Genomic DNA, 24,185 nt, shown 5'->3' on the forward strand with positions numbered 1-24,185 from the left:
GACCCGGTCATGCAAATCACGCGGGAATCTGCATGATTATGGGAGACAAGCCAGCGCCAGAGCCCGCTCATCTACGTGGACGGCGTGCGCATGGACAACGCAGTCGAGCGCGCCACGTCCGTGAGGACCGACCGGCTGCAGGACATCAATCCCCAGGACATCGACCGGGTGGAGGTCATCCGGGGGGCAGCGGCCGCGACCCTCTACGGCACCGAAGCCTCCAGCGGCGTGATCCAGATCTTCACCAAGCGGGGACAGACGGGCTCGCCGGTATACGCCTTCTCGACCGACCTCCAACACCTCGCCTTTCCACGCGACTTCCCGGATAACTGCGGATACAACCGTGCCGAGCATCGGCTCCTCTGCGACAGTCCCTGGGAAGAGAACGCGGTGCTCGGGTATCACCAGAACTACAACCTGTCGGTTCGCGGCGGGACGCCCGGCCTGCGCTACTACCTGTCCGGGCGCCTGATGGAGGAGCGGAACCCCTCGCCCAACAACGAACTGGCCAACCAGTCGGTGCGCGCCACCTTCGACTTCACCCATACCGAGAAGCTGACCAGCCAGGTCGGGGTGAATGTCGTGCGGCGCAACCTCCAGACCGCCACCCCCGGGTGGGGCGACCTCTTCGGCAACCTCATGCTCGGGAATCCGTTGCGCGCCACCGAGACCAATCCTCACGGGGCCTACACGCCCCTGCTGGCCAGCCGCATCACGGAGAACCTCCAGGAGTCCGTCAACACCATGCTCAACGCCTCGCTGGTCTACCAGTGGGCCGAAGGACTCAGCTCCACCCTTCAGATGGGGCACAACTTCATCGACAGCCGCTTCAGCGCGTTCTTCCCCCAAGGCGTGGTCGCGGAGTCGGTCACCGGCTACAAGCAGGTGAGAAACTCGCGCTTCGCCACGACCACGCTGGACTTCAGCACCCACTGGGAGACCCAGATCAGCGACCGGATGGTCGGCAACGTCACGGTCGGCGGCCAGAGCTTCCGCGAGGTGCAGGCGAACGAGTTCGCGTCCGTGCGCGAGTTCGGGTCGCCCACCCTCAAGACCCTCAGCGGCGGCGCCCAGATCACCGGGGTGAGCGAGGGCTTCGAGGAGGTCATCAACGCGGGTCTCTTCGTCCAGGGGCAGGTCGGGCTCGACGACCGCCTCTTCCTGACCGGGGGCGTTCGCGCGGACGGCAACTCGGCATTCGGCGAGGACTTCGGCCTCCAGGTGTACCCCAAGGCGGGTGTGTCCTGGGTGGTCTCCGAGTACGACTTCTGGAACGTCGGCTGGATGAACGAACTCAGGCTGCGCGCGGCGCTGGGTGCCTCCGGTCTGCAGCCGGGCGCCTTCGACGCCCAGCGCACCTGGAGCCCGAGCAGCAGCGTCATCGGCGGCTACCTTACGCCCCAGAACCTGGGCAATCCGGAACTCAAGCCCGAGCGTTCGACCGAGATCGAGCTGGCGGTCGAGGCGGGGCTGCTGGACGGCCGCTTCGGCATGGAGCTGGTGTACTTCAACCAGACCACCGACGATGCGCTGCTTCCGGTGCCGCCCTCGCCCGGAGACGGGTTCACCCGCTCGCAGTTGCGGAACCTGGGCACGCTCAAGTCCTGGGGGCTCGAACTCACCGCCGACGCGCGCCTGGTGCAGAGCCCCAGCTTTACCTGGGACCTGACGCTCAGCCCCACCTACCTGAAGCAGTGGGCGGACGACCTGGGCGGGCAGCCCGACCGGCGCCTCGGCAGCCGGCGCCGGTTCCATTCGCTCTACGAGGGGATGTGGCCCGGCATCTGGATCGCCCCCATCGTCGACCCCAACCAGCCCTACATTCTCTCCGGACCCATCGACGAGATCCGCAGCCGCCGGGACATCGCGCCCAACATCCTGAAGGCGGCCGACGGCACCGACTCGCTGGCGGTGATCGGCAGACCCCAGCCCAACTGGACCATCGACATCCGCAGCGCCATGCAGTTCGGGAGCTTCAGCTTCCGCAACATCTTCGAGGCGGCGGGCGGCTTCATCGTCTCCAACGAGACCGACCACCTGCGCAACGCGCTGGGCAACGGTCCCCTGGTAGCGACGCTCGAGCATACCCTGAACGACCCCAACGCCAGCGTCGAGGAGAAACAGCGGCTCGTGGACGAGTACGGCCGCAAGCACAACGGCGTCATCTCCAACACGGTCTACCCGGGCGACTATGTGCGCTGGGCCGAGCTCACCGTCTCCTACCAGCTTCCGGACTCGTTCGCCGAGCGTTTCGCGGCAACGAGCGCGCAGATCAGCGTGGGGGCCAAGAACCTCAAGGTGTTCAGCGACTACCTGAGTTCGCCCAAGAACGGCTGGATCGACCCCGGCACCCGCGGCATCGAAGCGGGCACCGCCGGCGCCAGCTACTTCACCCAGAACGTCGACTACCTCAAGGTGCCGGCTCCCAGACGCCTGGTCTTCTCCCTCAGGGCCCAGTTCTGACCGGGCCGAACATGCGGAGGCAATCCATGAACGTGCATGAGAGACAAGGGAGTCGACCGATGACAAAGAACGGAAACCCTGATGCCGGAACGATCGCTGGAACACGACGACTGAGGGGTCTCGCGGCCCTCGCTTCGGGACTGATGCTGACCACGGCCATCGGCTGCAGCGACTTCCTGGAGGTCGACAACCCGGCGAGTCTGCTGGACGAGGACCTGGAGCGCAAGGAGCTTCTGGGGACGCTGGCCAACACGCCGGAAGGGAACCTCGCCGGTACCTATTCGAGCCTGCTGACGCGACACGGGCTCCTGAGCGATGAACTGTTCCATCCCACCACGCAGCTCGAGAACATCGACGCCATGCGGGGCAACCGGCTGGCGTCCAACTCCGCCGTGGAAGGCCACTGGCGCGGGCTCGCCCAGGCGCGCTGGCTCGCGGACGAGGTGGCCGAACGCCTCTCGGCGGCCGGAGGCAACGACCTGGGCGTCGCGCGCGCGTACTTCTTCGGCGGGATGACCCGCATCACCATGGCGGATCACTACAACGTCATCGTGTACGGCGCGGAGGATCAGCTGCGCGGCCCGGTCGACGTGATCGCGGAGTCCGTCGAGCGCTTCCAGCAGGCCGCCCAGGTCGCGCAATCCGCCGGGGACGCGAATCTCGCCGCGGGCGCGATGGGACAGGTCGCGCGGGCCTATCGCTCGCTCTACTACGAGCGCACCCACCTCCAGGGCCAGATGGACCGCAGCCTGTTCGACCAGGCCGAATCGGCGGCCCGGCAAGCGCTTTCGACGGCCCCCGACTACAACGTCTCGCTGCGCTTCGGCGCCCCCGGCGGCTCCAACTCCGGGGCCTCCCTCGGAGGGCCGTACGGAGGCACCAACCGGATCGACGAGATCTATCTCTTCCTTTCGGACCCCGTGACCGGGGACTGGGACCCGCGCATCCCGCACGAGGAAACGACCCGCGAGGAGCCGCTCGGGACCAGCTCCTACAACCTGAAGTATACCGCGCGGGAAACGCCGCTCCCGCTCAGCCGTGCCGCCGAGGCGATGCTCATCATTGCCGAATCCCGCCTGCTGGCCGGAGACCTCGCGGGCGCGGTCGAGTGGATCAATCACACCCGCGCGGCGGCGAGGACCCGAACGATGGCCGGGGACTGGGGCGACGCGTCGCGCGGCTGGCCGCCCACAGCACATGCGCTTTCGGATCTGCGGGACTTCGCCAGCATGGACGCGGGCGAGATCATGGCCCAGCTCCAGCACGAGCGCAGAGCCGAGTTCTGGATGGAGATGCGGCGCTGGCAGGACATGCGCTACTACGAGATCTTCCCCTACCGCTGGTTCGACCAGAACAAGGCGATGGGGATTCATCTGCGCTGGCCGCCCTCTCCCGAGGACGTCAACGCCAACCCCAACCTGACCAACGAGATCGCGCAGCGCCTGTACGTGAACTGAGTGCCGTGAATCGAGTCCGGGAAACCGCGTCCTGTGAACCGAATCGCTGTATGGAGGGAAGTCGTCGATGAATTTCATCACGGGAAGACACCTTTCGCGCCGCACCTTTCTGAAGGGCGCCGGGGCCTCCGTGGGCCTCCCGCTCCTCGAGGCGATGGTGCCGGCTGGCAAGCCCTGGAGCGATGCGGCGCAGTCGCAGTTCACGCGCCTGGTGTGCGTCGAGGAGTCGATGGGGTGCGCGGGCGGGAACGACTGGGGGGACGAGCAGAACCTGTTCGCGCCAGCGACCGCGGGCCGCGACTTCGAGCTCAGGGCGGAGAGCCAGCTCAAGCCGCTGGAAGTCTACCGGGACTACCTCACCATCGTCAGCAACACCGACGTGCGCATGGCGGAGCCCTACCGGGCCGAGGAGATCGGCGGAGACCACGATCGCTCCACCGCCGTGTTCCTCACCCAGGCCCATCCGCTGCAGACCCAGGCCGACGTCTACCTGGGGAAGTCCCTCGACCAGGTCCACGCGGACCGCTTCGGACAGGACACCGCGCTGCCCTCGCTCGAGATCACCACGGAGCAGATGGACCGGGGGGGCGGGTGCGCCTACAACTACCACTGCGCCTACACGACCACCCTGGCGTGGGCGTCGCCCACCCAGCCGCTTCCCGCCATCCGCGAGCCCCGGCGGGTGTTCGAGCAGCTGTTCGGGGCCGGCGACTCCCCGGCCGACCGCGCCGTGCGCCTGCGCAACAGCCAGAGCCTGCTCGACTGGGTGCTGGTGGAGCTGAACGACCTGAAGCGGGAGCTGGGGGCGCTGGACCGGCAGGCGCTCGATCAGTACGCCACCCACATCCGCGAGCTGGAGCGGCGCATCGAGCTGGTGGAGGCGCAGAACTCGAGCGGTGAGGAGCGGCAAATGCCGGAGGCGCCGTCGGGCATTCCGGACCGCTGGGAAGACCACATGCGGCTGATGTTCGACCTGCAGGTGCTCGCCCTGCAGGCGGACCTGACGCGGGTCATCACCTTCAAGACCGGCTTCGACCTGCAGAACAGCACCTTCCCCGGCAGCGGCACCAGCAAGTCGTTCCATGCCGCGTCGCACCACGGCAACGTCCCCTCCGCCGTCATGGAGTTCAACGTCATCAACACGTATCGCCTGGGACAGATGGCGTATTTCCTGGAGAAGATGAAGAACACGATGGAGGGCGAGGCTTCGCTGCTCGACAAGACGGCGATCATCTGGGGTTCCCCGATGGGCGACCCGAACCTGCACAACCACCGGCGCTGCCCGCTCCTGCTCATGGGCCATGCGAACGGCGCGCTGGAGGGCAATCTGCATCTGAGGGCGCCCAAGGGGACGCCCATGGCCAACGTGTTCGTGAGCCTGATGCAGCGCCTGGGGCACGACGACATGCGCGCCTTCGGCGACAGCACGGGCGAGTTCCCGCTCAGCTTTCCGATGGGCCGGCCGGTGAGCACGCGGAGGGAGCCATGAGGCTTGGACGCGGGGTCAGGCGGGCCGGCGCGGTCCTCGCGGTCTTTCTGGCCGTGGCTGCGGCGCGCCCGCAGGACGGGCTGCTGGATGCGGCCAGGCAGGGGGACGCGGACGCCGTGCAGGCGCTGCTCGAGGACGGCGCCGACCCCAACTTCGCGCAGGGCGACGGCCTGACCGCATTGCACCTGGCCGCCCGCGAGGGTCACCTCGAGATCGTGGATATCCTGATCGGCGCAGGGGCCGAGACCGGGGCGGCGACGCGCATCGGTGAGTATACGCCCCTGCACCTGGCCGGCGGCGCGGGACACGCGGACGTGGTGGGCGCGCTCCTGGACGCAGGCGCGGACCCGGGGGCGGTGACCACCTCCAGCGGCGTGACCCCGCTCCACCTGGCGGCAGAGGCGCGCGGCGGCGAAGGCGCGGTTCGGCTGCTGGCCGAGCACGGCGCGCCGGTGAACGCGCGCGAAAAGTCAGCGGGGCAGACGCCCCTGATGTTCGCCGCCGCCGCCGGACGGACGGCCTCCGCGGCCGAACTGCTGGAACACGGCGCCGACCCCTCGATCGCCACCGAGGTGGCGGACGTGCTGCGCCGCATGGCGATCAGCAGGGCGGCCCGGGGGCGTCTGCTGGAGGCGCTGTCCGAGATCCAGCGGGCGACCGAGGGCGGGACCGCGCGGGCGCCCACCGCCGCCGAGGTGCAGGCCGCGCTCGCGGTTCAGCGGGAGTTTCTCGCCTCCGAGGAGCTGCAGGAGCAGTTGGCCGGCTTCCACCCCGACGACCTTGCCAACGTGGTGCCCGCGTGGGACACCCCCGCCGGCTACGTCAGCGACAACGAGATCGTCCGGCGGCCCATGTACGAGACCCTGGTCGGCAGGACCGGCGGCATGACCGCCCTGCTGCACGCCGCCCGCGAGGGCCATCTGGAGGTCGCGCGCGTGCTCCTGGACGGCGGCGCCGACATCGACCAGGTCGCGGGCGACGGGGCCAGCCCGCTTACCCTCGCCGCGCTCAACGGCCAGTTCGACATGTCGATGCTGCTCATCGAGCGGGGCGCCGACCCCGACCTGGCCACCCACACGGACGGCGTCGCCCCCCTGTTCGCTGTGCTGCAGACGCAGTGGGCCTTCAAGTTCACCGACCATCCCCACCCGCGCGCGCACGACAACCAGGCCACGACGCACATGGACGTCCTGCACGCCCTGTTGGAGGCGGGCGCCGACCCCGACGCGCCGATCGGGACACACCTGTGGTACTCGGACTTCCTGCGCGGCAAGCTGGGGCTCAACCTGACAGGGGCCACCCCGTTCTGGCGGGCGGCGCTGGCCCAGGACCTGCCCGCCATGAAGGCGCTGGTGGCGCACGGAGCCGACCCGGACATCCCCACCACCTGGCCGGAACCGGGAATGCGCGAGGGACGCCAGAACGACGGGCGCCTGCAGGAGGATTCCGGGCTGCCCATGATCCCCGAGGGAACCCCCAACATGTACCCCATCCACGCCGCGGCGGGGGGCGGGTACATGGGACTCGGCGCCTTCCTGATGAACCACGTTCCGAACAACTTCGTCAACACGGTCAGGTACCTGGTCGAGGAGCTCGGGGCCGACGTCAATCTCCGCGACTCGTGGGGCTACACCCCCCTGCACTACGCCTCGGTGCGGGGCGGCAACGACCACATCGAGTACCTGGTGGCGAAGGGGGCCGACGTGGGCGCGATCAGCCGGCTGGGTCAGTCCACCGCGGACATGGCGCGCGGCGGCCGGGCGGGCTACTTCTCGCGGCCGTCCTACCCCGGGACGGTGGACCTGCTGGTGGGTCTCGGGTCGGAGCTGAGGTGCCTCAACACCCACTTCCGGGGCACCGGCGACTTCTGCCCGGGTGCCGGGGTGGAGGCGTTCGACACGCAAGGGCCTCCGGGGGAGCAGGATCGGCCGCCGGGCGGAAGGCGGTGATCCCCCCGCAAGCCGGGAGATAGCGAAGCAACTCGCCTGCGCGGTGGCCGCGGCCGCGGCTGCCCGGTAGCCCCGTGCCGGCTACCCGACTGGTGGCCTGCCGGGCGGACGCCTCCGGGCGGCGGGCGGCGGTGGGCCCGAGGACCGGGGCGGAGGACCCGACCGCGCGGATGGCGGCGGCCCGGTTGCGGGGGAGCGACTCGGGCCCGATCCGGCGGCCGACCCCACCGATCCCGGAGGCGGCTGCCCAGCGGACGAAGGCGGCGGCTCGCCGGGCGGAGTGCGCGGCCGCGCCGAAGGAGGGGGACCGGCACCGGCGGGGGGCGGTTCGCCCCGCCGCTGCAGCACCGGTCGCTCGTCGCGGCCCTCAGCGGCACGGACCGCGGGAGATACCGCCGGATCCGGCCGCAACCGCGCCCCGCGAACGGCCGCATCCGGGAGCGATCCGTCAGGCCGCGGGGAGGTGGCGGGGGGCGGCACCGCGGGCGGCGCACCCGCCACGGCATCCCCGACCGTCTCCGGCGATGCCACCGGATCGGCCCCCTCCGCCCGCACCTCGCCGGCCGCGGCCGTGGACCGCCCCACCGGCGCCAGCTCCGCCCCGGCCGGCGCCTGCCCGCGGGCGTCCGCGCTCGACCCCAAGGAGCCCGACGGCCCCGCCATCGCCGGGGGCCGTACGACCCTTCCCGGCAGCGCCGACTCATCTGCGCGGGGTGCCAACCCTCCCCGCGCGCCTGCCCCCGGCCGCATCGGTTCGCGCAGGCCGGGAACGCGCGCGGTGGGCACCTCGCCCGGACCCTGCCCCAGGTCCCTGCCGATACCGCGTTCGGGCGCTTCCCCCGACCTCGTTCGGATCAGGGGCGTCGCGGCTTCGCCATCAACCCGCTCCTTGAACTCGAACATGGGACGCGAGGGCTCGGGCGGGCGCGTGTACACCACCCGGTCGCCGCTGTACCGGTACACGGGGTAGTAGTAGGGGTCGTCGTGGATCACGACCCGGAAGTCGGTGCACCAGCGGCCGTACGGGTTCCAGTCGAACATCGGCCGGAACCCGTGACACTGGTAACACAGGAAGCGCGGATAGTCGTGGGGCCGGTCGATGTCGTAGGCGACGAAGTCGAGCGCGTACTCCCCTGCCTCCTCCGGGATCAGCGCTGCGACCACATCGTCCATCATCAGGAACGGATCGCGATATGCGGCCTGCGCCAACGCGGCCAGGTTCCACCCGCCCTCGTAGCGCGAGTACGCGAAGCCCGAGAAGTCGAGCGGCGCCGAAGCCGCGACGATGAAGAGGTAGCCCTTGCCCTCGTCCTCCTCCACCTGCCAATAGCGCGACTCGGGAAACAGCAGCCGGTAGTCGCGCCCGGGCAGGGCCAGGTGACCGTCGGTGGGGGAGCCGGGATGGAGCAGGCGCGTGAAGCCGTTGGTGTCGATGTGGAAGATGCTCACGTAGGCGTCGCGCGAGGCGCGGTAGAAAACGCGCACCAGATCGCCTCGCCGCAGCACGGGGCTGGTGCCGCGATCCAGCCATATGCGCGACTCCAGGGGCTCGTCCCGGGCTGCGAACTGCTCCTGGGCTGCCATGGGCGCCGCACACAGAAGCGTCAGCCCGAACACCGGGCCGGTGGCCAACCTCGCGAACCGCATCGTCCTGACTCTTCCCCCTGCCGGCGGGCGCGGCCCGCGAAAACGAAACCCTGGGCCCGTTGTGCTGCACCAAGCGTGCCAGCGCCCCGGCCCGTCGCCTTTCCTCTAACCTATCCGACCATGCCGTCCTTCCCGCAAGTAGACGTGGGCCTGATACCTTGCATGCAAGGGCCGGCGGCGGCACCTGCCATACCCTGGAGCCAAAGAGCGGAACCCGGGCGGGCATGGCATCCTCTCCCACGGTTTTCTAGACTACCCACCATGAACGAACCCAACACGTCCGCACCTGACCCCCGCCTCGGGACCGCCCCGGGCCGGCGGCGCGCCGACCTGATGGACCCGGTGGCGCTGTCGGAGGTCGGCGGCCTCGAGTTCATCGCGCGCGAGGTCGTGGAGGGATTCTACATGGGGCTGCACCGTTCGCCGCACCGCGGGTTCTCCGCGGAGTTCGCGGAGCATCGGGCGTATCAGGCCGGCGATGACCTGCGCTACATCGACTGGCGCATGTACGGCCGCTCGGACCGATTCTACGTGAAGCAGTTCGAAGAGGAGACCAACCTTCGCGCATACCTTCTGCTCGACAACAGCCTCTCGATGGCATGGACTTCGCAGCCGGGCACGCTGGCCACCAAGTCGTGGTACGCGAAACACCTCCTGGCATGCATCGCGCTTCTACTCCTGGGTCAGGGGGATCTGGTCGGCTTCGCGTCCTTCCACCACGAGATCCAGGCCCGGCTCGGACCCAGCGGAGGACGCAAGCAGTGGCACGAGGTCATCCGGCGCGTCTCTCCGCTGGAGCCCACGGGCCTGACCTCCGCGCATTCTGCGTTGCGTGACATCGCCGGACGCCTGCGCCGCCGGGGCCTGATCGTGCTGTTGTCCGATCTGTTGATCGACCCCGAGGAGACCCGGCTGGCGCTGCGCTATCTCAAGCACTACGGGCACGAAGTGCTCGTCTTCCACATTCTGGATCCGGGCGAGCGCGAGCTGCCTCCCGCGGGCGACGTGCGCTTCTTCGATCCCGAGAGCCGCGATGAGATTCAGATCAGCGTGCCGGACATGCGCCGCGAGTACCGGGAGGCCGTGGATAGCGCGATCGCCGAGTGGGAGCGCGCCACCCGGCCCTACGGGATCGACTACTGCATGATCGAGACGAGCCAGCCGTTCTCGCTCGCCCTGAGGACGTATCTGCGCAAGCGGCAGAGACTGGGATAGGAGCCGGATGGCGTGGGCTTTCTGAACCCTCTTTTCCTGGCTGCCGCCGCGGTGGTCGCGGTCCCGCTGATTCTTCATCTCTTCCACCGCCACGAGCTCCGCCGCGTCCCGTTCCCCGCGCTGCGCTATCTGCTGCGCGCCACGCGCGATCATGCGCGCACCATTCGCATCCGACAGCTGCTGCTGCTCCTCCTCCGGGTCGCCATCTGCCTTCTGCTCGTTCTGGCGGGGAGCCGGCTCTTCTGGAGGGGCGCCGGGGGCACGCACCAGCCTACCGCGCTGGTGATCATCCTGGACAACTCGCTCAGCTCCGGGCTGGTCCAGGGAGAACAGCGCGTGCTCGATCGACTGAAGGCACTGGCCCTCGAGACCCTCGACGAAGCCGGGCCCGAGGATCGCATCTGGGTGATGAGGGCGGGAGAGCCGTGGGATGTCGCAGTTCCGGGATCTCCCGTCCAGGCGCGGGCGCGCGTTCTCGAGACCCAGGTGAGCGGCGGACGAGGGGATCTCGCCGCCGCGATCGAGAGAGCCGGCGCCCTCGTCTCGGCGGCGCCGCTCGACGAAACCGAAATACAACTGCTGTCCGACCTGCAGGCCACGGCGTTCCCGGGCGACGCCCCCGTGGTGCTCCCCGCCGACACCCGTCTCCTGGTGTACCAGGCACCGTCCTCCGTGGAGGACAACCGTTACCTCAGGGAGGTACTGGTGGGCGGAGGTCTCGCACCCATGACGAACGAGCGCTCCCAGGTGTCCATCGCGGTCGGGGGCAGCGGGGAAGGCGCGGATACCCTGGCGGTGCGCCTGGTCGTGGGAGGGCGCACCGTCGGCGCGACCACCATCACGGCTGGATCGGAGGCGCTGCTCAACGTGGGCCCGTTCGCAGGAGGCGCCGTGAGCGGGTACGCCGAGATCGACCCGGACGCGCTGCGCGGCGACGACCGCCGTTTTTTCTCGGTGTCGGTGCGGCCTCCAGTGGGGGTGTCGCTCCGGGGGGATGGCGGCTTTTTCCTTGAGCAGGCGATCGAGGTGCTGGCTCGGGCGGGCCGGGCGCAACGAACCGCGGACGCAGCGGCCCAGGTACTCCTGAGCGTCGGCGGAGAAGGGTTGGACGGCCGGCCCGGCGGTTCCGCCGCAGTCGTGGTTCCGCCCTCCGACGGAGCGATGCTGCCCGCCCTCAATCGCCAACTCCTGCTGGCGGAGATCCCCTGGCGTTACGAGAGCGAGCCCGGCGCCGGCGAGATCGGGGTGGCCGACAACCGCCTGCCGGTCGCCCTCGACGAGGTGCGCATCGTCCGCCGCTATCGCCTGGTCGCCAACGGCGAGGAAGCGGCGGGTGTGGTCCAGGCCACCCTCGACTCGGGCGAGCCCTGGATCGTGACCGGCAGCGCGCCGGGCGGACCCTATCTGCTGCTCGGCTCCCCGGTGGACGCAGAGGCCACCAGCCTGGCCGTGTCCGCCCCCATGCTGCCGCTGGTCGAATGGATGGTGTCGCGCTGGCCGTTCCAGAGCGACGGCAGGTCGTTCACCGTCGGGGATGTCCTGCCGATTCCGGCCGGAGTCGACGCCGTTGCCGATGCCGCCGGCGCGCGGACGCCGGCCGGCCCGGGGGCCCAGGTTGTCGCGCGCGCTCCGGGGCTCCATCGCCTTCTGGCCGGCGACTCCCTCGTGCGGCAGGTCGCGGTCAACCCGCCCGCGGCGGAATCGATCCTGGAGCCGATCGCGGAGAGCGCCCTCGACGGGGTTCTGGGGGACGACTACGACCGGGCCGACGCCTCGTCCTGGCGGCGCCTGGTCTTCGCCAGCCGGCAGGGCACCGAGGTATGGCGCTGGCTCCTCGTCGCCGCACTGGTGCTGCTGCTCCTGGAATCCCGGGTTGCCGCCACCGGCCGGCGTACCAGCTCCTCGGGCGGCGGCGCCATGTCGGGCTCCCGCGGCCCGTCCGCTTCCGGCCCTCTTCCGCGAACCGGATGAACGCGCGCGAGAACGCCATTCTCGACCTGATCGAGGCAACCGGGCCCTTCCGGTCCCTTCGAGCACGCCTCCCGAACGCCGGCCACGAGTTGTCCCTCGGCGGCGCGTGCGGATCACTGGGACATGCCGTGCTGGCCGCTCTGGTCCGTGCTACGCGAGATCGCGTGGTCGTGCTTCTCGCTCCGTCGCCGGACAGGGCGGTCGCCGCCGAGGCGGACCTGGAGGCCCTCGTGGGCCCGGATGCCGTGGCCGCCTACCCCCAGCGCGAGTCTCTTCCCTACGAGAGCGACGACTTCCACATCGAGATCGAGGGGCGCCGGGTCGAGGCGGTGGAAGCCGTGTTCGGCAACCGCTGCCGCCTGCTGGTGACCACGCTGCGCGCGCTCCAGGAGCGAGGCTCCTTCCCCACCCGCCTCACCCACCTGCACCTCACCCTGCGGACGGGCGCCGAGGTCGGGCTCACCGCTCTGGCGGAGCAACTCCGGGAGCGCGGTTTCCACAAGGCTCCGCTGGTGGAGGAAGTCGGTCAGTTCGCGGTGCGCGGGGGCATAGTGGACGTCTTCTCCTTCGGTTCCCCCGACCCGGTGCGCGTCGAGTTCATGGGTGACGAAATCGTTTCCATGCGCCGCTTCGACATCCTGGACCAGCGGTCCAGGGGGTCGGTCGCCGAGGTGCGCCTGCTCCCGGTCAGGCTGGGCGACGGCGGAGGTCCGGACGCGCCCGGCGCGCCCCGCTCCCTGCTCGACCTGCTGCCGTCGGACACGCTGGTGGCGCGCTGGGCGGGCCACGACCTGAAGGCCTCCGCGGAGCACACATGGACGGAGGTGGAGCGCCGCCACGCCGAAGCCGTCGCGGGCGGAGACGAGCCCCCCCCGCCGGACACCGTCTGTCTTCGGCCCCGGGACCTGCTGGAGCGGCTGGCCGCCCTCCCCCGGCTGGTCGTCTCCCCTGCCGCGGGTGGCGAGATTCTCTTCGGCTCGGAGGCGCCGCCGGTCATCTCCCGTGACATGAAGCGGTTGAAGGAAGTGCTGCGGGCCGGCGCCGCCCGCGGCGACCGAACCCTCATCCTCTGCGACAACGAGGGGCAGATTCAGCGCCTGGAGGAGATTCTGGGCGGGCAGACGCGCCTTCCGGCGGGCGCCCAGCTCGCCGTGGGGGCGCTGGACGGGGGATTCATCCTGAACGACTCGGCCCCGCGCCTGCGCGTCCTCACCGACCATGAGATCTTCCTGCGCACGCGACGCATTCGCCGGCGGCGCCGCTTTCGCGGCTCCGCTTCGCTCGAGAGCGTCGCGCAGCTCACCCCGGGGGACGCGGTCGTGCACATGGACCACGGCATCGGCCGCTTTCGCGGGCTGGAGCATGTCACCATCGGTGGCGAGGAGATCGAGTCGATTCTGATCGAGTACGCGGGGGCGGAGTACCTGCGCGTGCCCGTGTACCGGCTCGACCTGCTGGAGCGGTGGGTCGGCGGCACGGAGGGGGCGAAGCCTCCGCCGGTGCACCGCATCGGCGGGAAGCGCTGGAAGAATCTGCGCGCCCGCACCGAGCAGGCCATCCGCAAGGTCGCCACCGAACTCCTCGAGCTCTACGCCCGCCGCGAGATGGCTCAAGGGCACGCTTTCGCGCCCGACACCCGCTGGCAGAGGGAAATGGAATCGTCGTTCCTCTACGAGGACACGCGCGATCAGCGGCGCGTGGTGGAAGACATCAAGCGGGACATGGAGGCGGCCACGCCCATGGACCGGCTGGTCTGCGGAGACGTGGGATACGGCAAGACCGAGGTGGCGATTCGCGCCGCCTTCAAGGCAGTCCAGGACGGCAGGCAGGTCGCCGTGCTCGCGCCCACCACCGTGCTGGTCGAGCAGCACGCGCGCACCTTCGGAGAGCGTCTCGCCGACTACCCGGTGACCATCGGGGCGCTCAACCGATTCCGGAGCCCGAAGGAGACCACCCGCCTGCTGGGGGAGTTGCGCCGCGGGACCCTCGACATCGCCATCGGCACCCACCGCCTGCTCTCCAAGGACGTCGTCTTCCGTGACCTCGGCCTCCTCGTCGTCGACGAAGAGCAGCGCTTCGGAGTCCGTCACAAGGAGCGTCTGAAGCGGCTGCGGGCCTCGGTCGACGTGCTCACCCTCACGGCGACGCCCATTCCGCGCACCCTTCAGCTCTCCCTCGCCGGCCTGCGCAACCTGTCGCTGATCCGGACTCCGCCCCGCGACCGGGTCCCCATCACCACCCATGTCATTCCGTGGAACGACCACATCCTGTACGACGGCCTGTGGCGGGAGCTCGACCGGGGCGGCCAGGTCTTCTTCCTCCACAACCGCGTTCAGACCATCCACAGCACGGCCGAGAAGGTGCGCGCGCTGGCGCCCGGCGCGGCCGTCGCCGTCGCCCACGGCCAGATGGGCGGCCGGCAGCTCGACCAGGTGATGCTCGGTTTCGTGAACGGTGACGTGGACGTTCTGGTCTGCACCGCCATCATCGAGAACGGCCTGGACGTTCCCAACGCCAACACCCTGATCGTCGACCGCGCCGACCGCTTCGGGCTCGCGCAGCTCTACCAGATCCGTGGCCGGGTCGGGCGCTCCGACCGACACGCGCACTGCTACCTGGTCGTCCCCGACGGCGTTTCCAGGGACGCCATGCGGCGCGTGCGCGTGCTCGAGCGCCACACCGACCTGGGGAGCGGCTACGCCGTGGCGATGCGCGACCTGGAGATGCGCGGCGCCGGCAACCTGCTCGGCGAGGACCAGTCGGGATACGCGCAGGCGGTCGGCGTCGACACCTACATGCGCCTTCTGCGCAAGACCGTGGAGCGCATGAAGCGGGGACGGACCGACCAGCCCGCACCGCGCGATCCCGAGATCTCGCTCGCGGGATCGGCCTACCTGCCGGACAGCTACGTCCCCGAGTCCGGACAGAAGCTCCACCTCTACCGCCGACTGTCGCGCATCACGACCAAGACCGGACTCGACGAGTTCGCCGCGGAGTTGCGCGACCGCTTCGGGACGCTGCCTCCGCCGGCCGACCGCCTGCTCGACGGCCACGTGCTGCGCCTCCTCGGCCGCAAGATCGGCCTCCAGCGCATCATGGTGCGCGGACGCCGCGCGCGCCTCACCTTCCGGGACGACATGGTGCCCCGGCTCGCCGCCCTGGAGGAACCGCTTCGGGACCGATTGATCGCCGTGGAGGTACGCAGGATGTCGCCCCTCTCGCTGGTCCTCCGCCAGGAGGGCGCGGACCCGCTGACCGCCACGCTGATCCGGGCGCTGGACCGGCTGTCGGCGAACCGCGCCCGGGCGGCCTGACCCGACGCCGGGATCTCAGCGAGCGAGCGCCGGGGAATCGCGGTACTATGCACGCAGGCATGACCATCGGGAGTGAAACATGAAGGTTCCTGTACACGGCATCCCACGGATCCCCGGCATCGTCTGCCTCGCGGCGCTCGCCGCGCTCGGCGGGTGTGGCGATTCCGCGCCGGGCGACGAAATCGTCGCGCGCGCCGCCGGCTACGAGCTGTCCGTGGACCAGACCGCCGATCTGCTCGCGCGCCAGGCGCAACTTCCCGACCAGGCCGACGTGGTGGAGGCGATCGCCAGCCTGTGGATCGACTACACCCTGTTCGCCGTCGCCGCTCTGGAGGACTCGACCTTCCAGCACATCGACCTGCTCCCGCTGGTCCGTCAGGAGATCGAACAGGAGCTGGTGGCGCGCCTGCGCGAGCGCGTGATCCAGGTGGACACCGCATTCACCGAAGAGCAGTTGCGACAGATCTACGAGGAGCAGGCGGCGGGGGTGGAACTGCGTGCGCGCCATATCCTCCTTTCGCTCGACCCGGGGGCGGACGCCGCCACCGCCGACAGCGTAATGGAGTTCGCCGGCGGCCTGCGCGAGAGGATCCTGGCGGGAGAGGACTTCGCGGCCCTGGCCGGAGAGTTCAGCCAGGACCCGGGAACCGCGACCCAGGGCGGAGACCTGGGATCCTTCCGGCGCGGCCAGATGGTTCCGGCCTTCGACTCCGCGGCGTTCGCTCTGGCGCCCGGCGAGGTGAGCGATCCCGTGCGCACGGGCTTCGGAGTCCACATCCTGCGGGTCGACGAGCGGACCCAGATCCCGTTCGAGGAAGCGCGCCCCCAGTTCGAGCCACAGCTCAAGCTCGGCCTGGTCAGCCAGGCCGAGGAAGCCTACCTGGGGCGCGTCTTGAGCCGCGCCGAAATGGAACCGGTAGACGGGGGCGCCGACATCGCCCGTCAGCTGGCCGCGCGTCCCAGCCAGCGCCTCAGCCGCCGGGCCGCGGCCCGTGAGCTCTTCCGCTTCGAGGGGGGCGCGTACACGGCGTCGGACTTCCACCGCTTCCTGAACGAACAGGGACCTCCCTTCCGCGCGCAGGTGCGCAACGCGACCGATGACCAGCTGACCGGGCTGCTCGGAAACCTCGCCCAGAGCAAGGTCCTGGTGAACGAGGCGGAGCAGGCCGGCATCTCGCTCAGCGTTGTCGAGCAGGATTCGCTGCTCATGGTCGCCCGCACCCGCTTCACGCGCGCGGCGCGCGACCTGGAACTGACCAGCCTGACGCCGGCCGAAGGAGAATCCGCGCGGGACGCCGTCGAGGCCATCGTGCGTCGCGTCATGCAGCGCATCGTCGACGGAGACGAGAACATTCCGGCTCTCGGACATCTCTCGTTCGCGCTGCGGGAGGAATACCGGGCCGACGTGTTCGAGAACAGCTTCACCGCGGTGACCCAGCGCACCAGCGAGTTCAGGGTGATCCGGGGCCGCTCCCAGCCGATCCAGCCCCCGGACTCGCCGGTTGTGGCTCCCAACGCACCGCCGCCCGGCGATTGAAGGCGATGCCCGCGCAGGTGTCCCGGCGACCTCCGGATCCCGCGGCCGCGCGCTCCGGAACCCGTCGCCAGCACGGGGTTTACACGGGATCGAAGCCCGGATGCGCATTCCGCCCCCCGCTCCATCCCTCCATATCCGCAGGTCCAAACGGCATGGCGAAGTCTCTTCTTGCGATCCCTGGCAGACTTTCCTCGCGGCATCTCCTCATCCTCGCACTGCTACTGTGCGCCGCCCCGGCGCGGGCACAGCAGCCGGGGAGCCTCCCGGAAGTCGTCGACGGCGTCGTGGCGATCGCCGGCGACTCGGTGATTCTGCGATCCGAGGTGCAGGAACGCCTGCTCCAGATGCGTGCCAGCGGCGCGCCCATGCCCGAAGATCCGGCGGGCATCATGCAGCTCCAGGATGAAATCGTCGAATCCCTCATCAACGAGCAGCTTCTCCTGCAGGCAGCCGAGAGCGACACCACCATCGTCGTATCCGACGAGGAACTGGAGGTCATCGTCCAGCAGGACCTGGACGAGCGCATGCGCAACGTGGGAGGAATGGGGCAGATGGTGGCCCTTCTCAGCGAGCAGGGCCTGAACCTGATCAGCTACCGCGAGATGCTGAAGGAGCAGGCGCGCCGGCAGCGCCTGCAGTCGCTCTGGGTGGGCAGGAGACGCGCGGACATCGGTCCCATCGTGGTGACCGAAGGAGAGGTGCGCGCGTTCATCGACGCACAGCGCGATCAGCTTCCCAAACGCCCCGCCTCCATCATCTTCCGCCAGGTCCTCGTGCGCTCGGAGCCATCCGATTCCACCCGCGAGGCGGCCAGGCTGGAGGCCGAGCGCCTGCTGGGGCTCATCAACGAGGGAGAGGACTTCGAGGAACTTGCGCGCCGGTATTCCCGGGACCCGTCGAGCGCGGCGCAGGGCGGTGACCTCGGGTGGTTCCCGCGCGGACGCATGGTGCGTGAGTTCGAGGATGCCGCCTTCGGGATGTTCCAGGAGGGTCAGGTGAGCGACGTGGTCGAGACCGACTTCGGCGCGCACATCATCCGCGTCGACCGCATAAGCCTCGGGGAGCGGAGGGCGCGGCACATCCTCATCACCGCGGAAACCAACGCGGCGGACGAGGCGGCGGCGCAGGTGTTGGCCGGCGAGATTCTCGAGCGGGCGCGGGCCGGCGAGTCCATGAGGGCGCTTCACGAGGAGTACGGTTACAAGGCCCAGCCGCCTCTGGATTCGCTCCAGATCTTCACCCCCCAGCTCGGCTCGCTCCCCCCGGGATACGTGGCCGAGATCGGATCCGCGGCGGACGGGGACGTGGTCGGCCCCATCGAGTTCGACGACCGGGGCAAGGTGTTTGCCGTGGTCAAGGTTCTCGAGACGCGGCCCGAGGGCGACTACACCTACGACGATCTGCGGACCCGCGTGGAGGATCAGCTGCGCGAGACGAAGGTGCTCGACGAGATCATCGAAGAGCTGCGCGCGCGGGCGCATGTCGAGCTTCGCCCATGAGCGGCTCCGCCTGAGCTTCCGCTGCGTAGCGCAGCGCGACTGACGTGACGTCGCTTGCCCCCGCCCCGCGCGCACGACTCGCCGTGACCCTCGGCGACCCGCGCGGCATCGGACCCGAGGTGATGTCGGTGGCTGCCCGCCGTTTCGTGGAGGAAGACCCGGGCACCGAGTTGCTGGTGCTGGGACCGGCGGGCGCGGACCCGGGTGTGGGCGAATACCACTCCATGGGGAAGTGGGACGGCACCGAGCTGAGCGCGGGACAAGTGTCGCTTGCGGCGCTGGAGACGGGGGTCGAACTCGCGATGGAGGGTGCCGTGGCCGGGATCGTGACCGGACCGGTGCACAAACCCGCGCTGCAGGCGGCCGGGAGCCGCCACCCGGGCCAGACCGAGCTGCTGGAGGCGCTCGCCGGGGCGGACGAGTCCGGAATGCTCATGTGTGCCGAGCGGACGCGCCTGGGAGCTCCCCTGCGTGTCCTGCTGGCCACACGGCACATCGCGCTGGCGCAGGTCGCCGCGCACGTGACGGTAGACGTGCTGGTACGGCAGGCCCGCCTTCTGGTCGCGGGGCTGCGAACGGACTGGGCCATCGCCGAGCCGCGCGTCGCGCTGTGCGCCCTCAACCCCCACGCCTCCGATGGCGGCCTCTTCGGCGACGAGGAGGAGCGGGTGTACGCGCCCGCGCTCGAGGCGCTCGCGCGGAAAGCCGGAAGGGTGGCCGGCCCCCTCCCCGCCGACACCGTGTTCGTGCGCGCCCTGCGGGGCGAGTTCGACGCGGTCGTCGCCCCCTATCACGATGTGGCCATGGCAGCCCTCAAGACGGTCTCCTTCGGCACCGGGGTCAACGTCACCCTTGGGCTGCCCTTCGTGCGCACCTCCCCCGACCACGGCACCGCCTTCGACATTGCCGGCCGGGGAGTGGCGGACGCCACCTCCGCGCTGGAGGCGTTGCGGCTTGCGACCCGCGTCGCCGCCAACCGGGCGACCACCTCCCGCGGTGCCGCAGCGCCCGCAGGCCCATCCGCGGCGCCCTCCGCGACCCTGTGACGCTGCCGCCGGTTACGGGGCACGAGCCGGCGCGCTCGACGTTCGCCGGAGCGCACGCAAGAGATTCCCTCCCGGCCGCGCTCCTGATCCACGGCCTCGCGGGAACCGGCAAGCAACGCATCGCCCTGTGGCTCGGCCAGTTGCTCCACTGCGAGATCCCGAACGCCCGGGGCCCGTGCGCCCGCTGCCGCGCCTGCCGGATGGCCGTCCGGCTGCAGCACCCCGACCTGCACTGGTTCTTCCCCCTGCCGCGCCCCAAGCGCGCCAGCGGAGCGGAGCGGATGGTGGCCGCCCTGGAGGAGGCCCGCGCGGCCGCCCTGGAAGCCGTTCGGCGCAAGCCCCTCCGCCCCACCCACAGCGACCAGCCACGGGGCATCTACCTCGGCGCCGTCACCACCATCCGCCGCATGGCGCTCAAGCGCCCGTCCCTGGGCGAGCGGCAGACCTTCGTCATCGGCAACGCGGAGGAACTCATCCCCCAGGAAGCGAGCGACCAGGCGGCCAACGCCCTGCTCAAGCTGCTGGAGGAGCCGCCCGCCGGCACGACCTTCATCCTTACTTCGAGCGAGCCCGGCCGGCTGCTCCCCACCATCCGGTCGCGCACGGTCCCCTTCCACCTCGGCCCCCTGCCCGTCGAGCAGGTGGAACGCTTCCTGGTGGAGACCGCCGGAGCGCCCGCCGCCGACGCCCGCCTGGCCGCCGCGCTGTCGCGCGGCTCGATCGGGCGCGCCCTGGCCTACCTGCCGGCAGACGGCGAGCCGGGCCCGCTCGAGCACGAGCGGGCCCGGGCGCGCCATCTGCTGGAAGCCGCCCTGGACGGCGGCATCGGCGCCGCCGCCACGGCGGCGAGCGGGGTCGGGGTGTCGGGCGCGCGCGGGATGCTCGGCCTGTTCGGCGCGCTGGAGGACTGGCTGCGCGACCTGGCAGCGGTGGCGACCGGCGCACCCGCCTTCAACCAGGACGCCGGGCCCTTCCTCGAACAGGCCGTCGCACGGCGGAACATACACCCCGAGGGCGTCGCGCGGGCCGTGGCGGAGGTGGAGCAGGCCAAGCACCTCGCGGCCAGCAACGTCAACCCCCAGCTCCTCGTCTACGGCATGGTGCGCGATGCTTCCGCGGCCCTGGAGACACGCACATGAGCGATTCGCCGAAACTCACGCACCTTGACGCCCGCGGCCGGCCGCGCATGGTCGACGTCACCGGCAAGCCGGGCACCCGGCGCACCGCCGTGGCCGAAGGCCGCATCCGAATGGCGCCCGCGACCCTCGCCGCGATTGAGGAGGGCACCGTCGCCAAGGGCAACGTCCTGCGCGTGGCCGAGGTGGCCGGCGTCATGGCCGGCAAGCGGACCGGCGAACTCATCCCGCTGTGTCACATCCTGCCCGCCGCGTCCATCCGGGTGGAGGTAGCGCCCGACCCCGATCTGCCGGGAGTTCGCGCCCGCGCGGTCGCCCGCATCGAGGGCCGGACCGGGGTGGAGATGGAGGCGCTCACCGCAGTGTCGGTGGCGCTGCTCACAGTCTACGACATGGCCAAGGCGGTGGATCGCGGCATGGTCATCGAGGGAGTGCGCCTGCTGCGCAAGGAAGGAGGCCGCTCCGGCGTCTGGACGGCCAGCGGCTGAGGGCGCGGCCAGCCCGGCACCCCGACCGAGCCCACCCCCTTCCGGCCAGGGGCCAGGCTAGCCGCTCCCCTCCCCCGCCAGCACCCGGCGCAGCCGCGGCACCACCACTTTCTGCCCGATCTGCAGATAGCGCGGGCGCAGCCCCGGGTTGGTGTCCATCAGGTCGGCCAGCCGAACCCCGTAGATCTCGGCGATGTGCCCGAGCGTCTCGCCCGCGCTGATGGTGTGCTCGACGATGGTGAGGCGCTCCTCGGTGGGGATCGCCGCGTAGTTGCGCTCGAAACGCGACACCGTGCCCACCGGCAGCCGCAGCACCGTCTCGATGTGGGTGGGCACGATCCGCGCCGGCAGGTGCGGGTTCAGGACCCGGATATCGTCTTCGGACACGCCCGCCGCCTGCGCCACCACGTCCAGCGAGGTCGGGTCCGGCACCGTCGTTTCGTCGTATTCCAGGGCGGGCTCGAACTCGATGTCGGTAATGCCGTACGCGCCGGGATCATCCGCGATCGCGGCGACCGCCAGGAACTTGGGGATGAAGTGGCGCGTCTCCCGCGGCAACCGGTCGCGGATTCCGATGAACGCGCTGTCGCCGGGCGGTCCCGAATGGTGCCTGCGCAACAGGCGGGCGACGCGGTTGGGGCCCCCGTTGTAGGCGGCCAGCGCCAGGAACCAGGAATCGAAGCGCTCGCGCAACTCGGCGAGCATGTCCAGCGCGGCCTCCGTCGCCGCCTCCGGGTCCCGCCGCTCGTCCACCAGCGAGTTCACCAGCAGCCCGCGCTCGCGGGCCGTGCCGGGCATGAACTGCCACATGCCGGCGGCTCCCACGCGGCTGTACGCACGAGGGTTGTAGTAGCTCTCGGCGATCGGCAGATAGCGGAGGCTGCGGGGCAGGTCCCGTTCCTCCAGCGCGGCATCCACCATGTCCCCGTAGCGACCCATGCGTTCAAGGGAGAGCCGGAGATTGGGACCATAGTCGTCCAGCCAGTAGTCGAACCACGCGTCGAGGTCGTCCGCGATTTCGTGGTGCGCGGCCGCGGGCGAGCCGGTAACGGCGTCCACGAGGACGGGCTCCGGTTCGGGCTCCGAGGGAGCCTCCACCTCCGGCTCCCGCGTCGGCTCGATCGCCGGTTCTGGAGCAGGCGATCGCTCTGCCAGGGCCCGGTCCTCGGCCAGCGCGACGGGCGCCGCCTCCGCCTCCGCCGGCGATCCGGGCTCCGAGGGAGCCGCGGGCATCTCCACCGGCGCGCGGGTCGGCGCGAGGAAGCAGCCCGTCGAAGCCCACGCAGCCCCGGCGATGAGAACAAGATGCGCGCCTCGAGTCATTGGGTTTGCCATGGAATGCCGTGGTGTTCCGCGGCTTGGGACTTCCCGCGGATTCATGTGTGGTAGTTGGGAGCTTCGCGCGTAATGGTCACGTCGTGCGGGTGGGACTCGCGCAGACCGCCGCTGGTGACCCGCAGCAGCCTGGCCTTGTCCCGCAGCTCGCCGAGATCGGCGGCGCCGCAGTATCCCATTCCGCTCCTCAGGCCTCCCACCAACTGAAATATCGTGTCTGCGACCGGCCCCTTGTACGGCAGCCTCGCCTCGATTCCCTCCGGCACCAGCTTGCTGGCCCCTGCATCCGATTCCTGGAAGTAGCGGTCGGCTGAGCCTTCCTCCATCGCCGACAGCGAACCCATGCCGCGGACGATCTTGAAACGCCTGCCCTCGTACAGGAAGCTCTCGCCCGGCGACTCCTCCGTCCCCGCGAACATCGAGCCCATCATGACGCAGTGGGCTCCCGCCGCCAGCGCCTTGACCAGATCGCCCGAGTAGCGAACGCCGCCGTCGGCGATGATGGGCACCCGTCCGGCGGCTCCTTCCACCGTTTCCATGATGGCCGTCAACTGGGGCACGCCGACGCCGGTGACCACCCTGGTGGTGCAGATCGAACCTGGTCCAACCCCCACCTTCACGGCGTCCGCCCCGCGCTCCACGAGGGCCTCGGCAGCTTCCGCGGTGGCCACGTTGCCGGCCACAATGTCGATGTCCGGGAAGGCTTCGCGAACACGGCCGAGCGCGTCGAGCACCCCCTGCGCGTGTCCGTGCGCCGTGTCGATCACCAGAGCGTCCACCCCGGCGCCGACCAGCAGTCGCGCCCGTTCCATGTCCTCCGGCGCGGCACCCACCGCCGCGGCCACCCGCAGACGCCCGTGCCCGTCCTTGCAGGCGTTGGGGTGCCGGCGGCGCTTGAAGATGTCCTTGACCGTGATGAGCCCGCGCAGCCTGCCGTCGTCGTCCACCACCGGCAGCTTCTCGATGCGGTGTCGGTGAAGGACGCGCTCGGCTTCCTTGAGGGTCGTGCCCACGGGAGCCGTGACGATGCGGTCCCGGGTCATTACGTCCTTGATGTCCCGGTCCAGGTCGGTCTCGAACTGGAGATCCCTGTTCGTGACGATCCCGACGAGCCGGCCATCCTCTTCGACGATCGGCACGCCGCTGATCGAGAACCGGGCCATCAGCGCATGCGCGTCGCGCAGGGTCGCGTCCGGCCCCAGCGTGATGGGGTTCAGGATCATCCCGCTCTCGGAGCGCTTGACGCGGTCGACTTCCTGCGCCTGGCGCTCCGCAGGCATGTTCTTGTGGATGACGCCGATTCCGCCCTCGCGCGCCACGGCGATCGCCATCTGCGACTCGGTGACGGTGTCCATGGCCGCCGAGAGCACGGGGATCGGCATGGAGATGCGGCGGCTGAGGCGCGTGCCTACAACGGTGTCCCGGGGGTGAACCGTGGAGTGCCCCGGCACAAGGAGAACATCGTCGAAGGTCAGCCCTTCGCCGAACCCGGTCATGGCAGAGCGGCGCCCTGCCGGCGCGTTCGTCCCCGTCCCCGGATTCCTCCCGTTCCGCCCCGGGGACCGGGGCCCGCCTCGCATCCAGAAGCCCAAAGCATTGCCGAGTCTACCGGGTTTCGAGATGGGGTGTCAAGCGACGC

Annotated in this window: 15 protein-coding genes; 12 read left to right on the plus strand and 3 right to left on the minus strand. The window is 70.3% G+C overall.

Annotation, left to right across the window (positions count from 1 at the left end; all coding sequences use genetic code 11):
* Nucleotides 1-69: 69 nt before the first annotated feature.
* The 4 genes from OXU32_04565 (at nt 70) to OXU32_04580 (ending at nt 7,358) form a co-directional block, all read left to right on the plus strand.
* Nucleotides 70-2,463 carry a TonB-dependent receptor gene (locus tag OXU32_04565; protein MDE0073242.1) on the plus strand — a complete coding sequence of 798 codons (2,394 nt, stop codon included), beginning with the start codon at nt 70-72 and terminating at the stop codon, nt 2,461-2,463.
* A 59-nt stretch (nt 2,464-2,522) separates the two neighbouring features.
* Nucleotides 2,523-3,920 (plus strand): RagB/SusD family nutrient uptake outer membrane protein, encoded by a 1,398-nt coding sequence (locus tag OXU32_04570; GenBank protein MDE0073243.1) that lies wholly within the window; start codon nt 2,523-2,525, stop codon nt 3,918-3,920.
* A 67-nt stretch (nt 3,921-3,987) separates the two neighbouring features.
* Complete coding sequence (locus tag OXU32_04575) at nt 3,988-5,409, plus strand: DUF1552 domain-containing protein (GenBank protein ID MDE0073244.1); 1,422 nt, start codon at nt 3,988-3,990, stop codon at nt 5,407-5,409.
* Complete coding sequence (locus tag OXU32_04580; protein ID MDE0073245.1) at nt 5,406-7,358, plus strand: ankyrin repeat domain-containing protein; 1,953 nt, start codon at nt 5,406-5,408, stop codon at nt 7,356-7,358. The genes OXU32_04575 and OXU32_04580 overlap by 4 nt, the downstream gene beginning before the upstream one ends.
* Nucleotides 7,359-7,439: 81 nt before the next feature.
* Here the strand turns inward: OXU32_04580 and OXU32_04585 are convergent, their stop codons facing one another.
* Nucleotides 7,440-9,005 (minus strand): DUF4384 domain-containing protein, encoded by a 1,566-nt coding sequence (locus OXU32_04585; GenBank protein ID MDE0073246.1) that lies wholly within the window; start codon nt 9,003-9,005, stop codon nt 7,440-7,442.
* Between the two features lie 261 nt (nt 9,006-9,266).
* Here OXU32_04585 and OXU32_04590 point away from each other — a divergent pair, with 261 nt between their 5' ends.
* The 8 genes from OXU32_04590 to moaC all read left to right on the plus strand — a co-directional run bounded on the left by OXU32_04590 (nt 9,267) and on the right by moaC (nt 21,211).
* Entirely contained in the window at nt 9,267-10,220 is a 954-nt protein-coding gene (locus OXU32_04590) for a DUF58 domain-containing protein (protein ID MDE0073247.1), read from the plus strand.
* A gap of 12 nt (nt 10,221-10,232) precedes the next feature.
* Nucleotides 10,233-12,191, plus strand: coding sequence for a BatA domain-containing protein (locus OXU32_04595; GenBank protein MDE0073248.1), 1,959 nt, complete (start codon nt 10,233-10,235; stop codon nt 12,189-12,191).
* Nucleotides 12,188-15,505: a transcription-repair coupling factor gene (mfd, locus tag OXU32_04600; protein MDE0073249.1), complete on the plus strand. Its 3,318-nt coding sequence runs from the start codon at nt 12,188-12,190 to the stop codon at nt 15,503-15,505. The genes OXU32_04595 and mfd overlap by 4 nt, the downstream gene beginning before the upstream one ends.
* 79 nt (nt 15,506-15,584) lie before the next feature.
* Nucleotides 15,585-17,042 carry a peptidylprolyl isomerase gene (locus tag OXU32_04605; GenBank protein ID MDE0073250.1) on the plus strand — a complete coding sequence of 486 codons (1,458 nt, stop codon included), beginning with the start codon at nt 15,585-15,587 and terminating at the stop codon, nt 17,040-17,042.
* A 152-nt stretch (nt 17,043-17,194) separates the two neighbouring features.
* Nucleotides 17,195-18,541, plus strand: a complete 1,347-nt coding sequence (locus OXU32_04610) for a peptidylprolyl isomerase (GenBank protein MDE0073251.1) — start codon at nt 17,195-17,197, stop codon at nt 18,539-18,541.
* A gap of 44 nt (nt 18,542-18,585) precedes the next feature.
* On the plus strand, nt 18,586-19,587 hold the full coding sequence (pdxA, locus tag OXU32_04615) for a 4-hydroxythreonine-4-phosphate dehydrogenase PdxA (GenBank protein ID MDE0073252.1): 1,002 nt from the start codon (nt 18,586-18,588) through the stop codon (nt 19,585-19,587).
* Nucleotides 19,584-20,726 (plus strand): hypothetical protein, encoded by a 1,143-nt coding sequence (locus OXU32_04620; GenBank protein MDE0073253.1) that lies wholly within the window; start codon nt 19,584-19,586, stop codon nt 20,724-20,726. The genes pdxA and OXU32_04620 overlap by 4 nt, the downstream gene beginning before the upstream one ends.
* Entirely contained in the window at nt 20,723-21,211 is a 489-nt protein-coding gene (gene moaC, locus OXU32_04625) for a cyclic pyranopterin monophosphate synthase MoaC (GenBank protein ID MDE0073254.1), read from the plus strand. Before OXU32_04620 ends, moaC begins: the two co-directional genes overlap by 4 nt.
* 57 nt (nt 21,212-21,268) lie before the next feature.
* Here the strand turns inward: moaC and OXU32_04630 are convergent, their stop codons facing one another.
* Nucleotides 21,269-22,534 (minus strand): transglycosylase SLT domain-containing protein, encoded by a 1,266-nt coding sequence (locus tag OXU32_04630; GenBank protein MDE0073255.1) that lies wholly within the window; start codon nt 22,532-22,534, stop codon nt 21,269-21,271.
* A 53-nt stretch (nt 22,535-22,587) separates the two neighbouring features.
* Nucleotides 22,588-24,042 (minus strand): IMP dehydrogenase, encoded by a 1,455-nt coding sequence (gene guaB, locus OXU32_04635; protein MDE0073256.1) that lies wholly within the window; start codon nt 24,040-24,042, stop codon nt 22,588-22,590.
* Nucleotides 24,043-24,185 lie beyond the last annotated feature (143 nt).

Source organism: Gammaproteobacteria bacterium (assembly GCA_028819075.1).
Lineage (GTDB): Bacteria > Gemmatimonadota > Gemmatimonadetes > Longimicrobiales > Gaopeijiaceae > BD2-11.